Consider the following 16,538-nt stretch of genomic DNA (forward strand, 5'->3'; position numbering starts at 1 on the left):
CACGCTGCACTGCAAAACAGAACCGGCGGGTATGGGTGACCCCTGCCGGGAAAAGCCATTCCACAAAGGTAGAACCCCCCGTACGGATGAGGATGGCCGATAATCGGGCTTCCCCCCAGAAACACTGTCGTCATGTCTGTTGATCGCATCGCCAACGCGCGTCTCCGTGACCGCGTGGTCTCCGCCGAGGCCGCAGCCGCGCTGATCCAGCCCGGTGAAACCGTGGCCATGAGCGGCTTTACCGGCTCCGGGTATCCCAAGGCCGTTCCCGTGGAACTGGCCCGCCACATCGAATCGGTGCATGCCCAGGGCCAGCCCTTCCAGATCAGCCTGATGACCGGCGCCTCCACCGCGCCGGAACTCGATGGCGCGCTGGCCAAGGCCGATGGCATCGCCATGCGCATGCCGTTCCAGAGCGACCCGGATGCACGCAACCGCATCAACGAGGGCAAGCTGGATTACATCGACATCCACCTCAGCCACGTTGCCCAGCATGTGTGGTTCGGCTTCTACGGCGAGATCGATACCGCCGTGATCGAAGTCTCGGCCATCCGCGAAGATGGCTCGCTGGTGCCCTCTACCTCGGTCGGCAACAACAAGACCTGGCTGGACCTGGCGAAGAAGGTGATCGTCGAGGTCAACGAATGGCAGCCGGCCGGCGTCGACGGCATGCACGACATCTACTACGGCACCGCGCTGCCGCCGCACCGCAAGCCGATTCCGCTGGTGAACGCCAACGACCGCATCGGCGACACCGCGCTGCGCTGCGACCCGGACAAGATCGTGGCCGTGGTGCGCACCAACGGCCCGGACCGCAACAGTCCGTTCAGCCCGATCGATGCGACCAGCGAACAGATCGCTTCGCACCTGATCGAGTTCCTCCAGCACGAAGTGAAGAAGGGCCGCCTGCCGCCGAACCTGCTGCCGCTGCAGTCGGGCGTGGGCAACATTCCCAACGCAGTGCTGGCCGGCCTGGCCAAGAGCGGTTTCCGCGACCTGGCTGCGTTCACCGAAGTGATCCAGGACGGCATGCTCGACCTGCTGCGCGACGGCGTGCTCAGCTATGCCTCGTGCACCGGCTTCGCGCTGAGCCCGCAGGCCAACGAGACGTTCAAGGAGAACATCGATTTCTACCGCGAGCGCATCATCATGCGCACGCAGGAAATCTCCAACCATCCGGAGCTGGTGCGCCGCCTCGGCTGCATCGGCATGAACGGCATGATCGAGGTGGACATCTACGGCAACGTCAATTCGACGCACGTGATGGGCACCCGGATCATGAACGGCATCGGCGGTTCCGGTGACTTTGCCCGCAACGGTTTCCTGTCGGCGTTCCTGAGCCCGTCCACCGCCAAGAACGGCACCATCTCGGCGATCGTGCCGATGGCCAGCCATGTCGACCACACCGAGCACGACGTGTCGGTGATCGTGACCGAACAGGGCCTGGCCGACCTGCGTGGCCTGACCCCGCGCAAGCGCGCGCAAGTGCTGATCGACAACTGCGCGCATCCGGATTTCCGTCCGCAGCTGCAGGACTACTTCGACCGTGCCAGCCGCGAGAGCTACGGCAAGCACACCCCGCACCTGCTGCCGGAAGCGCTGTCGTGGCACCAGCGTTGGCTGGATACCGGCACGATGAAGGGCTGATTGCGTTCGGGGTCAGAGCCCTTTTCTGCCGAAAAGGGATCTGACCCCGGTCATGCGCAACGTTGGGGTCGGATCCCTTTCCATCGGAAAGGGCTCTGACCCCAGGCAAGCGTCAGCCGCGCAGCGCCGCCAGCGATTCGGACTGCAGCCGCTCGTAGATCTCGAACTCGTCGTTCACCGCTACGCCCAGCGCCTGCTCGAAGGCCTCGCGGTTGGCATGCGCGGCATAGGCGCGCTGTTCTTCGCCCCCCAGGTTCGACTGGAAGATGCCCGCAGCGCTGACCGGCAGGAAATCCTCGTAGACGATGGGGTCGGCCGTGGCCAGGCCGGCGGCCACCAGCACTTCGGCCGGCAGATCGGCCACGCGGTCGGGCGCGGCGCGGCCAGCGTCGGTCAGCTGGTAACGGTAGTAGCCCAGTCCTTCCTGGCGCAGCGTGTCATGGTCATCCGGGAAGCTGGCGAACACCGCCTGCAGGCGCTGGCCGTAGTCGCCGCCGGTACTGCCAGCACCGCCCGCATCGCGCGCCTGCGCCAGCAGCTGGTCGTACAGCGCGCGGCCCTTCGGGGTCAGCGCAAGGCCACGCTGCTCGATTTCGCCGAAGCGCGCGGTATGGGTGCCTGCATCGCCTCCCTCGCTGTCCGGGAAATGCACGGCTTCTTCCAGTGCCTTGAAGCTGGTCTGGCGCAGCAGGATCGGGCAGGCGCGGCGCGGCGGGCCTTCGATCACTGCCTTGGCCGCCATGCCGTGCTCGATCATCGCCGCCTGCGCAGCGTCGATGTCCAGCGTGCGCGGGGTCAGGTGGTTGATGTGCGGGCCACGGAAACTGACCACGTCAGCCACCAGGCGGTGTGCGTTGTGCAGCGCGTGGTAGGTCGGCAGGTCGACCGTGGCATCGCCGTGCCAGCGGAAGGTTTCCAGTGCTTCCTCGACGAAGCGCTTGGCATCGGCCTGCGACAGGCCACCGGCACGTTCGGCCTGGTCGATCAGGGCCAGCGCGCCGTCGGTGAAGATGCGGCGGCGGGCCAGGATCTTCGCCGACTCGGCACGCAGTGCCTCGTCTTCGATCAGCTCCAGGCGCAGCAGCGAGGTGAACACGCGGAACGGATTCTGTGCCAGCGCAGCGCCGGTCAGCGGGCGGAACGCGGTGGAGTGCACCGGCACGCCGGCCACTGACAGGTCGTAGTAGCCGACCGGATGCATGCCCATCACCGCGAACAGGCGGCGCAGCGTCGCCAGCTCCTGCACGGTGCCGACGCGGATCGCGCCATGGCGCTCTTCATCCAGGCGCGCACGCTCGTCGTTGCGCTGCAGCTGCGCGGCCAGCGCCGGGTCCTGCTCCAGCACCTGTGCGTTGATCCGCTCCACCAGTTCCACCAGCGTGCCGTACAGCGGCACTTCGGTGCGGTACATGCGGGACATGGCCTGCGCGAACAGGCGGCGGATCACATCAGGCGAAACGAAAGAGGCGCTCATCAGTCACTCGATTACGGGAACGGGGAACAGCTCGGACCCGTATTGTCGCCGGAGCGCGCGGCAGGGGCGATATGCAGAGCAACATGACAACAGCCCGCTAGTGCCGGCCGCTGGCCGGCAACCTCTGGACGCCGGCAGGAGTGCAGTTGCCGGCCAGCGGCCGGCACTAGCGTTTGAGCTGCCGCTTCAGGGTGGCATCCAGGGTGATCGGCCGGTCCCAGTGCTGGTAACTGGCCACGATGGCGTGGCGCACGGCGCGGTAATGCAGGTTCTCCGGCTTGGCCGGCATGCGCTTCACCACCGCTTCCCAGCCGCCCTCCGGATCCTGGCTGAAGGTACGCACGCTGTCGCGGCAGGTCTGGCCGCTGGCCTTGGCCCAGAAGCAGGCGAAATAGATATCCCCGGCCTGCCAGCCATGGGTGGTGAACAGCGCGCTGACATAGCCGCGTGGCACGTCGGCGTAGCGCGCCACCTCGTCCAGGAAGGCATCGGGGTAGCGTTCGGCGTAATGGTTGATGTCCTGCAGCTGGGCATCGACCCAGCGGTCACCGGTTTCCACCGTGTAGCCCGCCGAACGCTCGGCGGTCTGCTGGGCCAGCACGGTGGCCGGCGCCAGCAGCAGGGACAACAACAGCGCGCGCAAGCGGAGATTCATGCCCCGATTCTGCCGCAGCCGCCGGCCCCTGTCAGGCCGCCGCAGCGGCCTTGGCCTCGATCGTCGCCAATGCGGCCGGCCAGTCGTGGGCGGTATCGGCGGTGACCATGCGCGGTTCGTCGTCGGCCACGCCGTGCTGGGTCTCGTGTGCCCAGGTCACCGCGTACGGGGTATGCACGCCCCAGCCACCGAGGGTGACCACCGGTTCGATGTCCGACCGCAGCGAGTTGCCGACCATCACGAAGCGCTCCATCGGCAGGTCGAATTCGGCCAGCACGCGGGCGTAGGTTTCCGGATCCTTCTCCGAGACGATCTCGATGCGCGGGAACAGTTCGCCCAGGTTGGCGACCTTGATCTTCGCTTCCTGATGGAACAGGTCGCCCTTGGTGATCAGCACCACCGGGTAGTGCTCGGCAATGGCCGCCACTGCTTCGCGCACGCCGTCGATCAGCTCCACCGGGTGGCGCAGGGTATCGTGGCCGATGTCGAGAATGCGCTGGATGTCCCTGGCCTCGATGCGCTGGCCGGTGATGTCGATGGCCGCTTCGATCATCGACAGGGTCATGCTCTTCACGCCGTAGCCGAAGGTGCCCAGATGGCGCTGCTGCACTTCCAGCAGGTGGCGCGCGGTCTGGGTGTCATGCACGTCGACGTAGCGCGACAGCAGGTCAAGGTAATCCTGCTCGGCCTTGCGGTAGTAGTCCTCGCTCTTCCACAGCGTATCGTCACCGTCAAATCCGACCAGGCCGATGGCGCGCGACGGCGCAGGCGTGGAGGTGTTCATCGGCCAAGGATACAGGGGTGGCGATGATGAGAAAAACCCGGGCGGCCGCAGCCGCCCGGGTCCCCATGCACCGGTTCCCGAATCAGGTCTGGATCAGCGGCCCTGCGCCGCGCCGGCACCCGCGCCGGCCTGCTGGGCGGCCACGTAGGCCTTGTACTCGTCGGCGCTCAGCTCGCCGTCCTTGTTGGTATCGGCCTGGTCGAACACCTGGGCCAGGCCCGCGTTCACCTGCGCCTCGGCCTTGCTGATGGTGCCGTTGCCATCGGTATCGATGCTGGCCCAGGTCTGGCCACCGCCGTTGGCCTGCGCCGATGCCGCCGCGGCCGCATCGGTCGCCTGGTCAGCGGCCTGGCCCGCCTGGGCCGCGGCCTGCTGGGCGTGCGCCGCTTCGTTCTGCGCATGCGCGGCCTGCTGCTTGGCCGACTGGGCCATCGCCGGGATGGCCAGCACGCTGCCGGCGGCGACGATCAGGGCGATCAGGGGCTTGCGGTTGCGAATAGTCATCAGGGGTGTCTCCTACCTATTGGGTGGTGTTGCGCGGCCTGTTGTTTCCGCACGGCACCTACCCTGCCACCGCGTTTCTGAATCGATTTTGCCCCGCGACCGGCACCCACACGCACGATTAACCACTCGCCACCCTGCATGCATTAGCGCGGTGGTTAGCACGAAGTGAGCGGCCCATAAGATGAGCATTCAGCGCCGCCGGATTTAACCGGCAACCAACGAAAAACCTGCGTCAGTCGACGTTCTGTGTCGATGACCGCGAACTGAACATCACCCATCCCAGCGCAACACCGGCCAGCGCGCCGGCAATTTCCAGCACCACCCGGCTGCCAAGCTCGTTCGGATCGTGGATGGTGGCCAGGAACAGGCGCGCATACAGCGGCGACTCCAGCCGCACGATGCCCATGTAGAACAGCTTCCATGCATCGATGCCGGCGGAGATCACCACCGAGATGACGCAGGACCAGCCGATCGCATGGCCCACCGTCCAGTGCAGCAGCCGGCACAACCGCGACCACAGGAAGTACACCAGCAGGCCGACCAGCAGGGCGATGGCGCCAGCTTCCAGGGTGCCGAGCAGGCCGAAGTGCAGGGGAAGATTCATCGGGTGGGCTGCGGTGGGAAGGCAGCCAGTGTAAGGGTATCGATAGGAGGGCGCTCTGCACCTTCGGTGGTGCCGGCCACTGGCCGGCAACATCAACGAGAGATCGCGCGCGAAATCGTTGCGAGGGTCGGGGGCAGATCCTTTTTCCTATGGAAAACGGATCTGACCCCAGTCCATGAAGGGTGCCAGCTACCGCACAGGGACGTCGTACGCGGTGCCGGGGTCCGGCTCGGGCTGCAGGGTGTAGTGCCACCACTCCTGCGGGTAGTTGACGAAACCACGCCGGGCCATCGCCTGCAGCAATTGCTGGCGGTTCGCCTGCTGCGCGTCACTCAGCCCGCTCGTCTGCGTATGCGCGCGTGGCCCGAAGAAATCGAAGTCGGTACCCATGTCCAGCGGCGTGCAGACGCCACGGCGGCAATCCAGCAGGCCAAGATCGACGGTGGCACCGCGGCTGTGGCCGGAGCGCTCGGCGATGTAGCCGTCGGCCAGCAGTCGCGGTTTGTCCAGGCCCGGGTACTGCAGTGCCTTGCGCGAGAGCTCGCGCGGGTCGTTCACCCAGGCCATGAACGCCTGCACCGAACGCACCGGCCGGTAGCAGTCGTAGAGCCGCAGGCCGAAGCCCTGCGCGCGCAGGTCCTGTTCCACCTGTGCCAGTGCCTTCGCCACCGGCGCCAGCAGATAGCACGATGGCGCCTCGTAGCCCGGCACCCGCGCACCGGTGAAGTTGTTGGCACCGGCATAGCGGATGTCCATGTCGATGCCTGGCGACAACGTGCGGATCTCCACCAGGCCGGCGCCAGCCGCGTCGGTGGCCGGTGAAACGCGCGGTGGTTCAGCGGCGCTGGCGGTCGCCGCCAGCGCAGTCGCCAGTACGAGTGAAATGCAGGTCCTGGAAGTCATAGCTGAAGTCGATGTCCGGATCGATGGCGCGCAGGTCCAGTGTCGGTGCCGGGCCTTCGCCCGGCTGCAGCCACGCCTGCGCCTCGTCGCCCAGCGTATCCCAGCGCAGCAGCCAACGCCCCTGCAGCTGCAGCACGGCCGCCTGCAGCTTTGGCGACTTGTCCACGCTGAAACGCAGGCCGCCCTTGCCCGGGCACAGCGACGCTGCGCCCAGCCAGGGATCGCTGTAGCGGCCCTGCCAGTGCGGCAGAGCGGAATCCGACGCCGGCCGTGCGTCGGAGGTCAGCGGCCGCTGATGCCCGGATGCCGCACCTGCGGCCTGGTCAGCCTTCAGTTCGGCCAGGTACTCCATCGCCGGGCGCGCATCGTCGGGGGCGGTGAAGCGCTTGAGCGTGGCCTGCATCAGCGCGGTGCGCGCGTCTTCGCCTTCACCGTTGATCAGCATCACCACGCCCACCCTGCGGTCGGGCAGCAGGGCCAGCGATGAGTACATGCCCGACAGCGTGCCGGTGTGCGCCACCTTCCACTGCCCGTCCATGTCGGACACGCGCCAGCCATAGCCATAGCCGTAGAAGTGCGCGTTGTCCCAGCGCCGCTGGCGCTCACCCAGCGGCATCGGCATGTGCAGGGTCCACAGGGTGCGGCGCTGCTCGGTATCCAGCCAGTCCGGCACCAGTGCGGGATCCAGCAGGACCTGCATCCAGCGTGTCATGTCGCGCAGTGAACAGCGGATGCCGCCGGCCGCCATCGATGGCAGGTCCGGGCTGATTGCACCCTCAGCGTTCACCACTGCATTGCGATCGCCATCCCAGGCATGCGGCTGCGCCACGTTGCCCACGCGCTTCACCGACCACGCCCCCACCTGACAGCGTGACAGGCCCAGCGGCTCGAACACCTGCTCGCGCATCAGCTGGTTATACGGTTTGCCACCAGCTGCGGCGGCTACTTCGCCGGCCACCACGTACATCAGATTGTCGTAGGCGTAGTGACTGCGGAAACTGCTGACCGGTTTGAGATGCGCCAGTCCGGCAATGATGTCGGCGCGGGTGAACGTGTTCGGTTCCGGCCACAGCATCAGGTCACCGGCACCCAGGCCGAGGCCGCTGTTGTGGACCAGCAGGTCGCGCACCTGCATCTGCTGGCCCACCCAGGCGTCATGCATGCGGAAGCCGGGCAGATAGCGCTGCACCGGGTCTTCCCAGCGCAGCTTGCCCTGTTGCACCAGCCGCGCCAGCAGCGCGGCGGTCATCGCCTTGCTGTTGGAGGCGATCTTGAACAGCGTGTCCTCGTCAACGCGGCCGCCATCGCCGCGCGCACCATCGGCGTGCCGGTACACCACCCGCCCCTGTTCGATCACGGCCATGGCCAGCGCGGGCAGATGCTCGTGCTGGACCACGGCCGCGATGTCGGCATCGATCGAGGCGGTCGCGGTGGTCTGCGCCGCCACCACCGGGAACACCGCCAACGCCGCTACGCAGAAGCAGCATCGAGCATGCCGGGCGGGCTTCAGTAAGCCCATGTGACGGTCAACTGCGCATAGCGCGGTGACTGGAAGCCGGTGCCGTAGCGGTACAGCGGGTTGGGCGAACCGATGCCGTTCTGCGGCTCGTAGTCCTGGTCCACGGTCACCACGCGCTGCTGGTTCAGTACGTTGTACACCGCCAGCTTCAGGCGCAGGTCGGTGGGAATCGGCACCTTGTAGGAAACGCTGACATCGAGATCGTAGGTCCATGGCGTGCGTCCATCACCGCCGCGCGGCGAATGCACGAACACCCGTTCAGACGGTACTGTTGCCTGGCAGTTGGATACGCAGACGTAGTAGCTGTGGAAATCGGTCGCATCGAACGGATTGCCTGCACCGAAGCGGGTGATCGGACTGCCCGACTGCACGCCCAGGGTCGCCGCTACGCTCAGGTTTTCGGTCAACGCATAGCTGCCGCGGAACTTGAACTGGTGGCGGCGATCATTGGCCAGGTAGCCATAGCCCCTGTAGTTCACCCACGGATTGTCGAAGTTCTCGGTGCGGCCGGCATCGGCAAAGTCGGTATCGGAGTTGACCGGCCCCTCGGCATTGCCGCGGCCATAGGCCAGCGTATAGGACGCATTGAAGCCCCACTTGCCATCCCACGCGCGGTCGACCTGCAGCTCCAGTGCCTTGTAGTCGCGCTTGGGCTTCACCCAGCCGCGCTGGCCGACATAGTTGCCGTTGTCGTCATACAGCGCCCAGCCTTCCTTCGAGGTGTCGATGCTGATCCAGCCATCGTTGCGGCCATCGCAGTCGGTGTCACCCCACACGGTGTTGGTGCGCCCCGGGTTACCCATGATCCACACGCTGCCGATGGCACCACACTGCCCGGTGGCGGTGATGTTCATGTCATCGATGGCGTTGTGCAGGCGCCGGTAGGTCACGCTGGCGCCCACCGACCAGGCCTCGTTGATCATCTGCTGGAAGCCCAGGATGGCTTCGTCCTGGTAGACCGGGTCCATGTCCCGGTTCACTTCCGCACGCAGGTCCGGCACGCTGCCATCGCCCTGCGAGTTGTCCACCGGGCCGATCTGCGCACCCAGGTTCGGGATGTTGTTGGCTGCGCCGGTATAGCCGAGGAATTCGTACCAGGTCCGCTCGTCGAGGAAGCCGCCGGCCTGCTTGATGTTGATGACGTTGGCCACGGGCAGGAAGTAGCGGCCGAGATTGCCGAACACCTTGGTGGTGCCATCGCCGCGCACGTCCCAGGAGAAGCCGGCGCGCGGGGCCAGCATGTTGTCGATCTTGATATAGCTGTTGCCGTCGCCGCCCTTGTTGTCGAACGCCTCCATGCGCAGGCCGAGATTGAGCAGCAGGTTCGGCGTGACCTGCCAGTTGTCTTCCAGGTAGTAGGCCGAGTTGATGGTCTTGAACGCACCTTCCACTTCATAGCGGCGGGTGCGCACGACCACGCCGCTGGCCGGCACCACGCCACCGTTCAGCGAGCTGCCGGGGGTGCGGTAGTAGATGTCGTACCGGAAGCCGCCCGGGCCGGGGTAGGCGCGGCTGTAGTCGGATGTGTTCTCTTCCCGGTCCAGGCCGAAACGCAGCAGATGGTTGCCCAACGTCCATTCGAAGTCCGCGCGCGCCGCCTTGCGCGTGTCCAGCGCCGACTCCAGCTGCGAGCTGCTGGTGCAGCTGCGGTCGCCCTGCAACGACGGCGGCACGCCCTGGCCGGCCGTGCGGTTGTCGAAGACACGGTTGCAGTTCTCGTCCATCAGCGAGCTCTGCACGCGGTTGCGCTTGTTCTCGCCGTACATCAGCTTCATGGTCAGGTCGTTGTTGACCTGCCAGCTGTAGGTGCCCGACCAGTTGCGGCCACCCACGGTGTTCATGATCTGGTTGGCACGCTCGCCCACGCGGCTGCCAAGATCGTAATCGTAGGCATAGACGTCGGTGAGCGTCTTGTTGCGATCGGAGAAACCGAACAGCGAGAACATCTGGTTGTCGGTGATGCGCCAGTCGATCTTGCCGCCCCAGAACGGATCATCGGCCTTGCCCTGGTTGAAGCGCGTGCCGGCGTCGTTGGTCGATGTCGGGCGGTAGTCGCGCGCTTCGTACATGCCGAAGAAGAACAGCCGGTCCTGCACCAGCGCACCGGAGGCGAACACGTTCAGCGCGCTGCGGCTGTAGTCGTCGCGGCTGGCGGTGATGTAGCGGCTGCCGTTGCCGTCATAGCGGTCACGCGCCTGCGACTGCCACGCGCGCGGCTCGAACACCAGCTCGGCGCCCGCCTTGAAGTCATTGCTGCCCGAGCGGGTCACCGCATTGATGACACCGCCGGTGCTGCGCCCGAACTCCACCGAGTAGCCGCCTGTCTTGACCTGGAATTCCTGGTAGAACGAGAACGGCACCGACGAAAAGCCGACCCGGTTGTAGAAGTCAGTGACGTTCAGGCCATTGATGTAGACCGTATTCTCGGCCACCGACGAACCACCGAAGGAAATGCCCTGCCCGCCCAGCGACCCCTTGCCCTTCACCGCACCGGGCGCCAGCAGCGCCACGGCGGTGATGTCACGGTCCACCGGCAGGCGCGAGAGTTCCTCGCGGGTGATGTTGGTGGCAGACTCGGTGGACTTCACATCCACCATCGACACCACCTGCGGTGCCCGCACTTCGACCGTGCCCAGCGTGCTGACCGCGCCGAGCGGCACATTCACCGTGGTCGCGCTGCCGAGACTGACAGTCACCTGGCCAACACGACTGGCGCCACCACCGGGCAAACCGACCTCCATCTCGTAGGTACCTACCGGCAACAACGGGATGCGGTAGCTGCCGTTGGCCTCGGCCTGCACCGAGCGGACGAAACCCGTTGCCGGATTGCGTACGGTCACCGTGGCACCGGCCGGCACCTGCCCTGCCTCGCTCACCAACCGGCCGACCACCGAGCCGTCCTGTGCGAATGCGCTGGGCGCGATCACGCCCAGACACGCCCCGAGGGCGACGCACAACGCCGCCCGCTTGATGTTGTAAGCCTTCATCCCCTGCTCTCTCCTGCAAGAATTGAATGGTGTGGAATGCGATGTGTCGCGCTAGCGTTGCCCGGCTGGCAGTACCCGCCACTGGAAGTCGTAGCTCCATTGGTCGAAGTACAGGTTGTCGCCTGCCCACTCGGCCTCGCCACGCTGCGAGTCGACCGTTTCCGAGCGGTAATGCTGTTTGGCCGGCACCAAGGGCTGGCCGAAATCATCGTTGAAGGCGATGCGGTAGCCATCGAGGCCACCCAGGTAGAAGTCGCGCAGGGCCGGTACATCGCTGCTCAGTGCGCCGGTGGTGACGTCCATCGGCAGCCAGCCGTACGGCGCCAGGTAGACCTGCCCCCAGTCATGCAGGTTGCTGTACCCACTGCCATCGTCGGAGAACACCATGCCCGACTGCCAGCGCGCGGGAATGCCGTTCAGGCGCAGCAGCGCGATCAGCAGCAGGGTCTGCTGCCCGCAGTCGGCATGGCCGGCACGCAACGCGTAATCGCTGATGTTGCTGATCGTGGAGTATTCGCGCGCACCGGCCCAGGGAATGCGGTCGACCGCAGCAAACAGCTTGCGCACCACTTCATACGGACGCGTTTCACCCTGCAGCACCTGGTCGGAGAACAGCTTCAATGCCGGAGTGAAGCGCACATGCGGCAGCTGCTCGGACAGATAGGGTTTCAGCGCGGGATCGGCCGGCGTCGCTTGAACCTTGGCCGGATCGATCGCGGTATGCCGGGCGGAGATCGTGACCGCGTAACGGATCTCAAAGCGCGTCGGCTGCCCGGCCACCGCTTTGGCCTCCAGGTAGGCGGTCCGCTGCTGGGTGCTGGCCGGTGCCACCCGCGCCTTGCCCGGTGTGCTGCCCAGCCATTGCACCTGCTCCTGCTGGCCCGGAATCTCGCGCGGGTAGGGAATCCAGGCACGCACGGTTTCACCGGCCGGCACGGCATCGGCCTTCACCGTCAGCGATTGGGTGAATTCAACACGCTGCGGCAGCACCGAAGCCCGGCCACGCTGTTCGGCCGCAGCCACCACGCGCGCGTGGTGTGCGTTGAGCACTTCGTTCGGGCCCGGAGGCGGCATCGGTGCATCCGCGCGGCGGCGCGCACGAGCCTCGTCGCTGAGCAGGAACAGGTTCGACGGTGCGCGCTTGAAGTACCAACGCGTGCCATCGATATCGAGATGCTCGATCAGGCCAAGCTGGTCCCAGCGCGCGAATTCCTCGCCGGTCAGGTCGGGAATCCAACGGCGTATGGCGGCCTTCGCAGCAGCTTCGTCGAGGCTGAAATCCAGGCGGATGCGGCGCATGCGCTCGAACTGGAAGTCGGCCGGCGGGAAGACGCCCTGCGCGGCAAACGCCATGACCACGCTCTTGAACTGACCACTGTCGACCCAGTCGATCAGCTGCCATTCCCGCTCCCGGTCGATCGCCAGGTCGAGTGCATTGCGGGGGTCCTTTGCCCCTGCCGACCACGCCCACAGCAGCAGCGCGGCACACAGGCCGGCGGCGGCAGGCAGACGCGGTTTGCGAACGGCAGGATCCACAGCGACACTTCCCCAGCGCGGGTGGTAACGGCTGTGTAACACGGGCCGGGATGCCGGTCAATAATTTATTCTTGCTTTCGATGCCAAAAGGAATAAATATTCCAAAAGGCATTCGAGGAGGGTGTGCACCGCATGAGCCTGGCTTCCCGCGAACGGCACCGGCATTGGCCGCGCCGCCTGTCCCTGGCCCTGTGCCTGCTGGCCGCGCCGGCCTTTGCACAGGCGGCACCGCCGCCCGACCCGGGGGCGCCGTTGCCCTATGTGATCGGCCTGCACGAGGCCTATCTGACCCCGCAGTACTGGGCCGCGCGCCTGGACAACGCCGATGCGCCGATTCTGGACCGCGCGCAGATCGCGGCACAGAACGCGCGGATGCGGGCGCAGGACAGCCACATCCAGGACATCGCCGCACTGCCAGCGCAGCTTGATGCGGCGACGGTGCGGGCCAGCATCACCGCGCTGTCGAGCTGGCCCACGCGTGCCCTCTACAACGACAAGGGCCAGCCTGTCGCGCCGGCGCTGCGCAGCGCGATCGAAGCCAACCTCGGCCTCGATGCGATTCCCGCGCGGATGGCACCGGCCTACGGGCTGGTGGTGAAGCGTGCCGCCCTGCGCACCTTCCCCACCCGCGAGCGCGTTTTCAGCACCGTCGGTGACACCGATATCGACCGCTTCCAGGAATCAGCGCTGTTTCCCGGTGACAAGGTCGCGGTGGTCCACCGCAGTGCCGACGGTCGCTGGCTGTTCGTGCACAGCGAGCGCTACAGCGCGTGGATCGAAGCCGACGCCGTTGCCAGCGGCGACAGGGCCACGGTGCTCGGCTACGGCGCGAAGGGACCGTACCGGATCATCACCGGCGCCACCGCGCAGACCGCCTACACCCCGGAAGAACCCCGTGTCTCGCGCCTGCAGCTGGACATGGGCGTGCGCCTGCCGGTGCTGGCCGGCTGGCCCGCCTCGGAGCCGGTGAACGGCCAGCAGGCGCATGCCTCGTGGGTGGTGCAGCTGCCGGTACGCGAAGCCGATGGTCGCCTGAAGCTGGTGCCGGCGCTGCTGCCGCGCTCGCAGGACAGCGCCGCCGACTACCTGCCGCTGACCCCTCGCCTGCTGCTGCAGCAGGCCTTCAAGTTCCTCGGTGAGCGCTACGGCTGGGGCCACGACTACGACACCCGCGATTGCAGCGGTTTCGTATCCGAGATCTACCGCAGCTTCGGCATGCTGCTGCCGCGCAATACCAGTGCACAGGCGGTCAGCCCGGCGCTGGATCGCCTGTCGTTCACCGGCAAGGACGGCAAGGCGGTGCGCGACCGAGCCGTCACCGACCTGCATGTCGGCGATCTGGTCTACATCCCCGGCCACGTCATGATGGCCATCGGCCACGTCGACGGCCGCACCTGGGTGATCCACGATACCGCGGGCGGCAGCTGGTTCGCTGCCGACGGCACGCGCGTGCAGGCCCATCTCAATGGTGTTTCGGTCACGCCGCTGGAGCCGATGATGGCCAGCGATACCGTCCGCTACATCGACCGCATCACCAACATCCAGCGCCTGCGGGCCAAGACTCCTGAATGAAGATCACCGCCATCGAACTGGGCATGCTGCGCGTGCCGTTGAAGACACCGTTCAAGACTGCCCTGCGCACGGTGGAAACCGTGGAGGACGTGGTGGTGCTGATCCGCACCGACACCGGCCACACCGGCTACGGTGAAGCCCCGGCCACCGCAGTGATCACCGGCGATACGCACGGCTCGATCATCGAAGCGATCCGCCACTTCATTGCTCCGCGCCTGATCGGCCAGGATGTGGTCAACCTCAACCATCTGTGCACGCTGGTGCAGACCGCGATGGAGCGCAACACCAGCGCCAAGGCCGCGGTGGAGATCGCGCTGTACGACCTGTGGGCACAGCTGCATGGTGCCCCGCTGTACCAGATGCTCGGTGGTGGCGACCCGGTGATCACCACTGACATCACCATCAGCGTGGACTACATCGACAAGATGGTGGCCGATTCGCTGTCGGCGATCGAACGCGGCTTCGAGTCGCTGAAGATCAAGGTCGGCAAGGACATCGGCCTGGACATTGAACGGGTCAAGGCGATCCATGCTGCGGTGGAAGGCCGCGCCCTGCTTCGCCTGGATGCCAACCAGGGCTGGACCGCCAAGCAGGCGGTGCATGCGATGCGCACCCTGGAAGAGGCCGGCGTGGTACTGGAGCTGCTGGAACAGCCGGTGAAGGCCGCCGACATCAGCGGCCTGAAGTACGTCACGGACCGCGTCAACACGCCGGTGATGGCCGACGAGAGCGTGTTCAGCCCAAGCCAGGTGATGGACCTGATCCAGCAGCGCGCAGCCGACATCATCAACATCAAGCTGATGAAGACCGGCGGCCTTTCCAACGCGATCCGCATCGCCGACATCGCCGGCATCTACGGTGTGCCGTGCATGATCGGCTGCATGATCGAGTCCAGCATCAGCGTGGCCGCCGCCGTGCACCTGGCCGTGGCCAAGAGCGATGTGATCACCAAGGTCGACCTGGACGGGCCGTCGCTGGGCCAGTTCGATCCGGTCAGCGGCGGCGTGCATTTCAACGAATCGGAAATCAGCATCAGCGACGTGCCGGGGCTGGGCATCACCGAAGTACGCGGGCTGGAGATGCTGGGTTGAACCGATCAGTCGAGCATGGCTCGACTCTACAGGGGCCATGGGTGACTGACGCTTGGTCGGGCGTTACTTTTCTTTTCGCGAAAAGAAAAGTAACCAAAAGAAACGCTCCGCCGGCCGCGAGCCGGTGCTGCGCACCGGTTCCCTGCGCTCCTCGGCCCGTCGAGGGACGGCGCGGGAACTCGCTGCGCTCAGACACCCGCGCCTCTTCGCCCTCGCCGGACCTGCGGTGCTCGGCTCGCTTGAAGGCGGACTCAACAGCAGCTCCGGGTAGATCCAGGCCATGCGTGGATGCTTCAGCTTCTGCCCTACCCCGTAACCTCTTCGCGGCTGGCACGCGCCTGGCCCACCACATAATCTTCTCTATGCTGCCAACCGCAACGCGCCTGCACATGCCCGGACACCCCGCATGCCGCCCCTGCTGAAGATCCGCACCGAGCGTGGGCAGATGTCGGCCATCGAACGCCGCATCGCCGACTTCATCCTCGACAACGCCCACCTGCTGCGCGACTACTCCTCGCAGCAGCTGGCCAGCGCGCTGGGCATCAGCCAGTCCAGCGTGGTGAAGTTCAGCCAGAAGCTCGGCTTCAAGGGCTACCCGGACCTGAAGTACTCCATCGGCCAGGATGTGGCCCGCGCCGGTGCCGATCCACAACAGGCCCCCAGCGACCCCGACAGCGGCGATGACTACCTGCGCCTGGGCGAGGCCCTGCGCCGCAGCAAGGCGCAGGCCGAGGAGGAGACGCGCCAGGCCAATCCGCGCGAGGAGATCGAGCGCATCGTGCAGCTGCTCGACGGCGCGCCCAAACTGTTCGTCTACGGCCTGGGTGATGACGGCCTGTATGCCCGCGAGTTCGCCATGCGGCTGTCGCTGCTCGGCCTGCTGGTGGTGCCGCATACCGACCCGGTGCTGATGCTGGCCAACCTGTCGGCCGCACGTCCCGGCGACGCGCTGCTGGTGTTTTCCGAATTCGGCAATCTGCCCCAGCTTTCGCAGCTGTCGCGGCAGTTCCAGGACATGGGTGGCAAGGTGATTTCCATCACCCGCCACACCGCCAACCCGCTACGCGCGCATGCTGATGCGGCACTGGCGGTCTGCGCGCACGACCGCACGCCGCAGGTCGCGCAGCTGCTGTACCGTAGCGCCATGCACGCCCTGCTCGATTTCCTGTTCGTGCTGCTCTGCCACGCCAATCCGGATCGCCAGCAGCAGCTTGCGGTGAACCTGGAGCGGATCGACCACCTGCTGGATTCCTGACCGGAGC

The 16,538-nt window shown here is 66.2% G+C and carries 13 protein-coding genes; 4 read left to right on the plus strand and 9 right to left on the minus strand.

Annotated features, from left to right (window positions below; genetic code table 11):
• Positions 1–132 precede the first annotated feature (132 nt).
• Positions 133–1,647 carry an acetyl-CoA hydrolase/transferase family protein gene (locus B9Y64_RS05685; protein ID WP_100439825.1) on the plus strand — a complete coding sequence of 505 codons (1,515 nt, stop codon included), beginning with the start codon at positions 133–135 and terminating at the stop codon, positions 1,645–1,647.
• Positions 1,648–1,759: 112 nt separating this feature from the next.
• On the opposite strand, the gene hglS is transcribed toward B9Y64_RS05685, so the two are convergent.
• The 9 genes from hglS to B9Y64_RS05730 form a co-directional block, all read right to left on the minus strand.
• Positions 1,760–3,121 (minus strand): 2-oxoadipate dioxygenase/decarboxylase HglS, encoded by a 1,362-nt coding sequence (hglS, locus tag B9Y64_RS05690; RefSeq protein WP_100439826.1) that lies wholly within the window; start codon positions 3,119–3,121, stop codon positions 1,760–1,762.
• A gap of 166 nt (positions 3,122–3,287) precedes the next feature.
• Positions 3,288–3,776 carry a hypothetical protein gene (locus tag B9Y64_RS05695; RefSeq protein ID WP_100439827.1) on the minus strand — a complete coding sequence of 163 codons (489 nt, stop codon included), beginning with the start codon at positions 3,774–3,776 and terminating at the stop codon, positions 3,288–3,290.
• 31 nt (positions 3,777–3,807) lie between these two features.
• Positions 3,808–4,560, minus strand: a complete 753-nt coding sequence (locus B9Y64_RS05700) for an HAD family hydrolase (RefSeq protein WP_100439828.1) — start codon at positions 4,558–4,560, stop codon at positions 3,808–3,810.
• Positions 4,561–4,653: 93 nt separating this feature from the next.
• A complete protein-coding gene (locus B9Y64_RS05705; protein WP_100439829.1) occupies positions 4,654–5,064 on the minus strand; it encodes an EF-hand domain-containing protein in 411 nt (136 codons plus the stop codon).
• 232 nt (positions 5,065–5,296) lie between these two features.
• Positions 5,297–5,668 carry a hypothetical protein gene (locus tag B9Y64_RS05710; RefSeq protein WP_100439830.1) on the minus strand — a complete coding sequence of 124 codons (372 nt, stop codon included), beginning with the start codon at positions 5,666–5,668 and terminating at the stop codon, positions 5,297–5,299.
• A 189-nt stretch (positions 5,669–5,857) separates the two neighbouring features.
• On the minus strand, positions 5,858–6,571 hold the full coding sequence (locus B9Y64_RS05715; RefSeq protein WP_100439831.1) for a M15 family metallopeptidase: 714 nt from the start codon (positions 6,569–6,571) through the stop codon (positions 5,858–5,860).
• Positions 6,504–8,090: a serine hydrolase domain-containing protein gene (locus tag B9Y64_RS05720; RefSeq protein WP_202909042.1), complete on the minus strand. Its 1,587-nt coding sequence runs from the start codon at positions 8,088–8,090 to the stop codon at positions 6,504–6,506. Before B9Y64_RS05720 ends, B9Y64_RS05715 begins: the two co-directional genes overlap by 68 nt.
• A complete protein-coding gene (locus B9Y64_RS05725; protein WP_100439833.1) occupies positions 8,078–11,077 on the minus strand; it encodes a TonB-dependent receptor in 3,000 nt (999 codons plus the stop codon). Before B9Y64_RS05725 ends, B9Y64_RS05720 begins: the two co-directional genes overlap by 13 nt.
• Positions 11,078–11,128: 51 nt before the next feature.
• Positions 11,129–12,613, minus strand: a complete 1,485-nt coding sequence (locus tag B9Y64_RS05730) for a transglutaminase-like domain-containing protein (RefSeq protein ID WP_100439834.1) — start codon at positions 12,611–12,613, stop codon at positions 11,129–11,131.
• A gap of 132 nt (positions 12,614–12,745) precedes the next feature.
• Between B9Y64_RS05730 and B9Y64_RS05735 the strand changes: the two genes are divergently transcribed.
• The 3 genes from B9Y64_RS05735 (at position 12,746) to B9Y64_RS05745 (ending at position 16,531) form a co-directional block, all read left to right on the plus strand.
• Positions 12,746–14,185 (plus strand): SH3 domain-containing protein, encoded by a 1,440-nt coding sequence (locus B9Y64_RS05735; protein WP_100439835.1) that lies wholly within the window; start codon positions 12,746–12,748, stop codon positions 14,183–14,185.
• Positions 14,182–15,276 (plus strand): dipeptide epimerase, encoded by a 1,095-nt coding sequence (locus tag B9Y64_RS05740; protein ID WP_012478950.1) that lies wholly within the window; start codon positions 14,182–14,184, stop codon positions 15,274–15,276. The genes B9Y64_RS05735 and B9Y64_RS05740 overlap by 4 nt, the downstream gene beginning before the upstream one ends.
• 406 nt (positions 15,277–15,682) lie before the next feature.
• A complete protein-coding gene (locus tag B9Y64_RS05745) occupies positions 15,683–16,531 on the plus strand; it encodes a MurR/RpiR family transcriptional regulator (protein ID WP_100439836.1) in 849 nt (282 codons plus the stop codon).
• Positions 16,532–16,538: the final 7 nt, after the last annotated feature.

The organism is Stenotrophomonas maltophilia, from assembly GCF_002799245.1.
GTDB classification, from domain to species: Bacteria; Pseudomonadota; Gammaproteobacteria; order Xanthomonadales; family Xanthomonadaceae; genus Stenotrophomonas; species Stenotrophomonas maltophilia_S.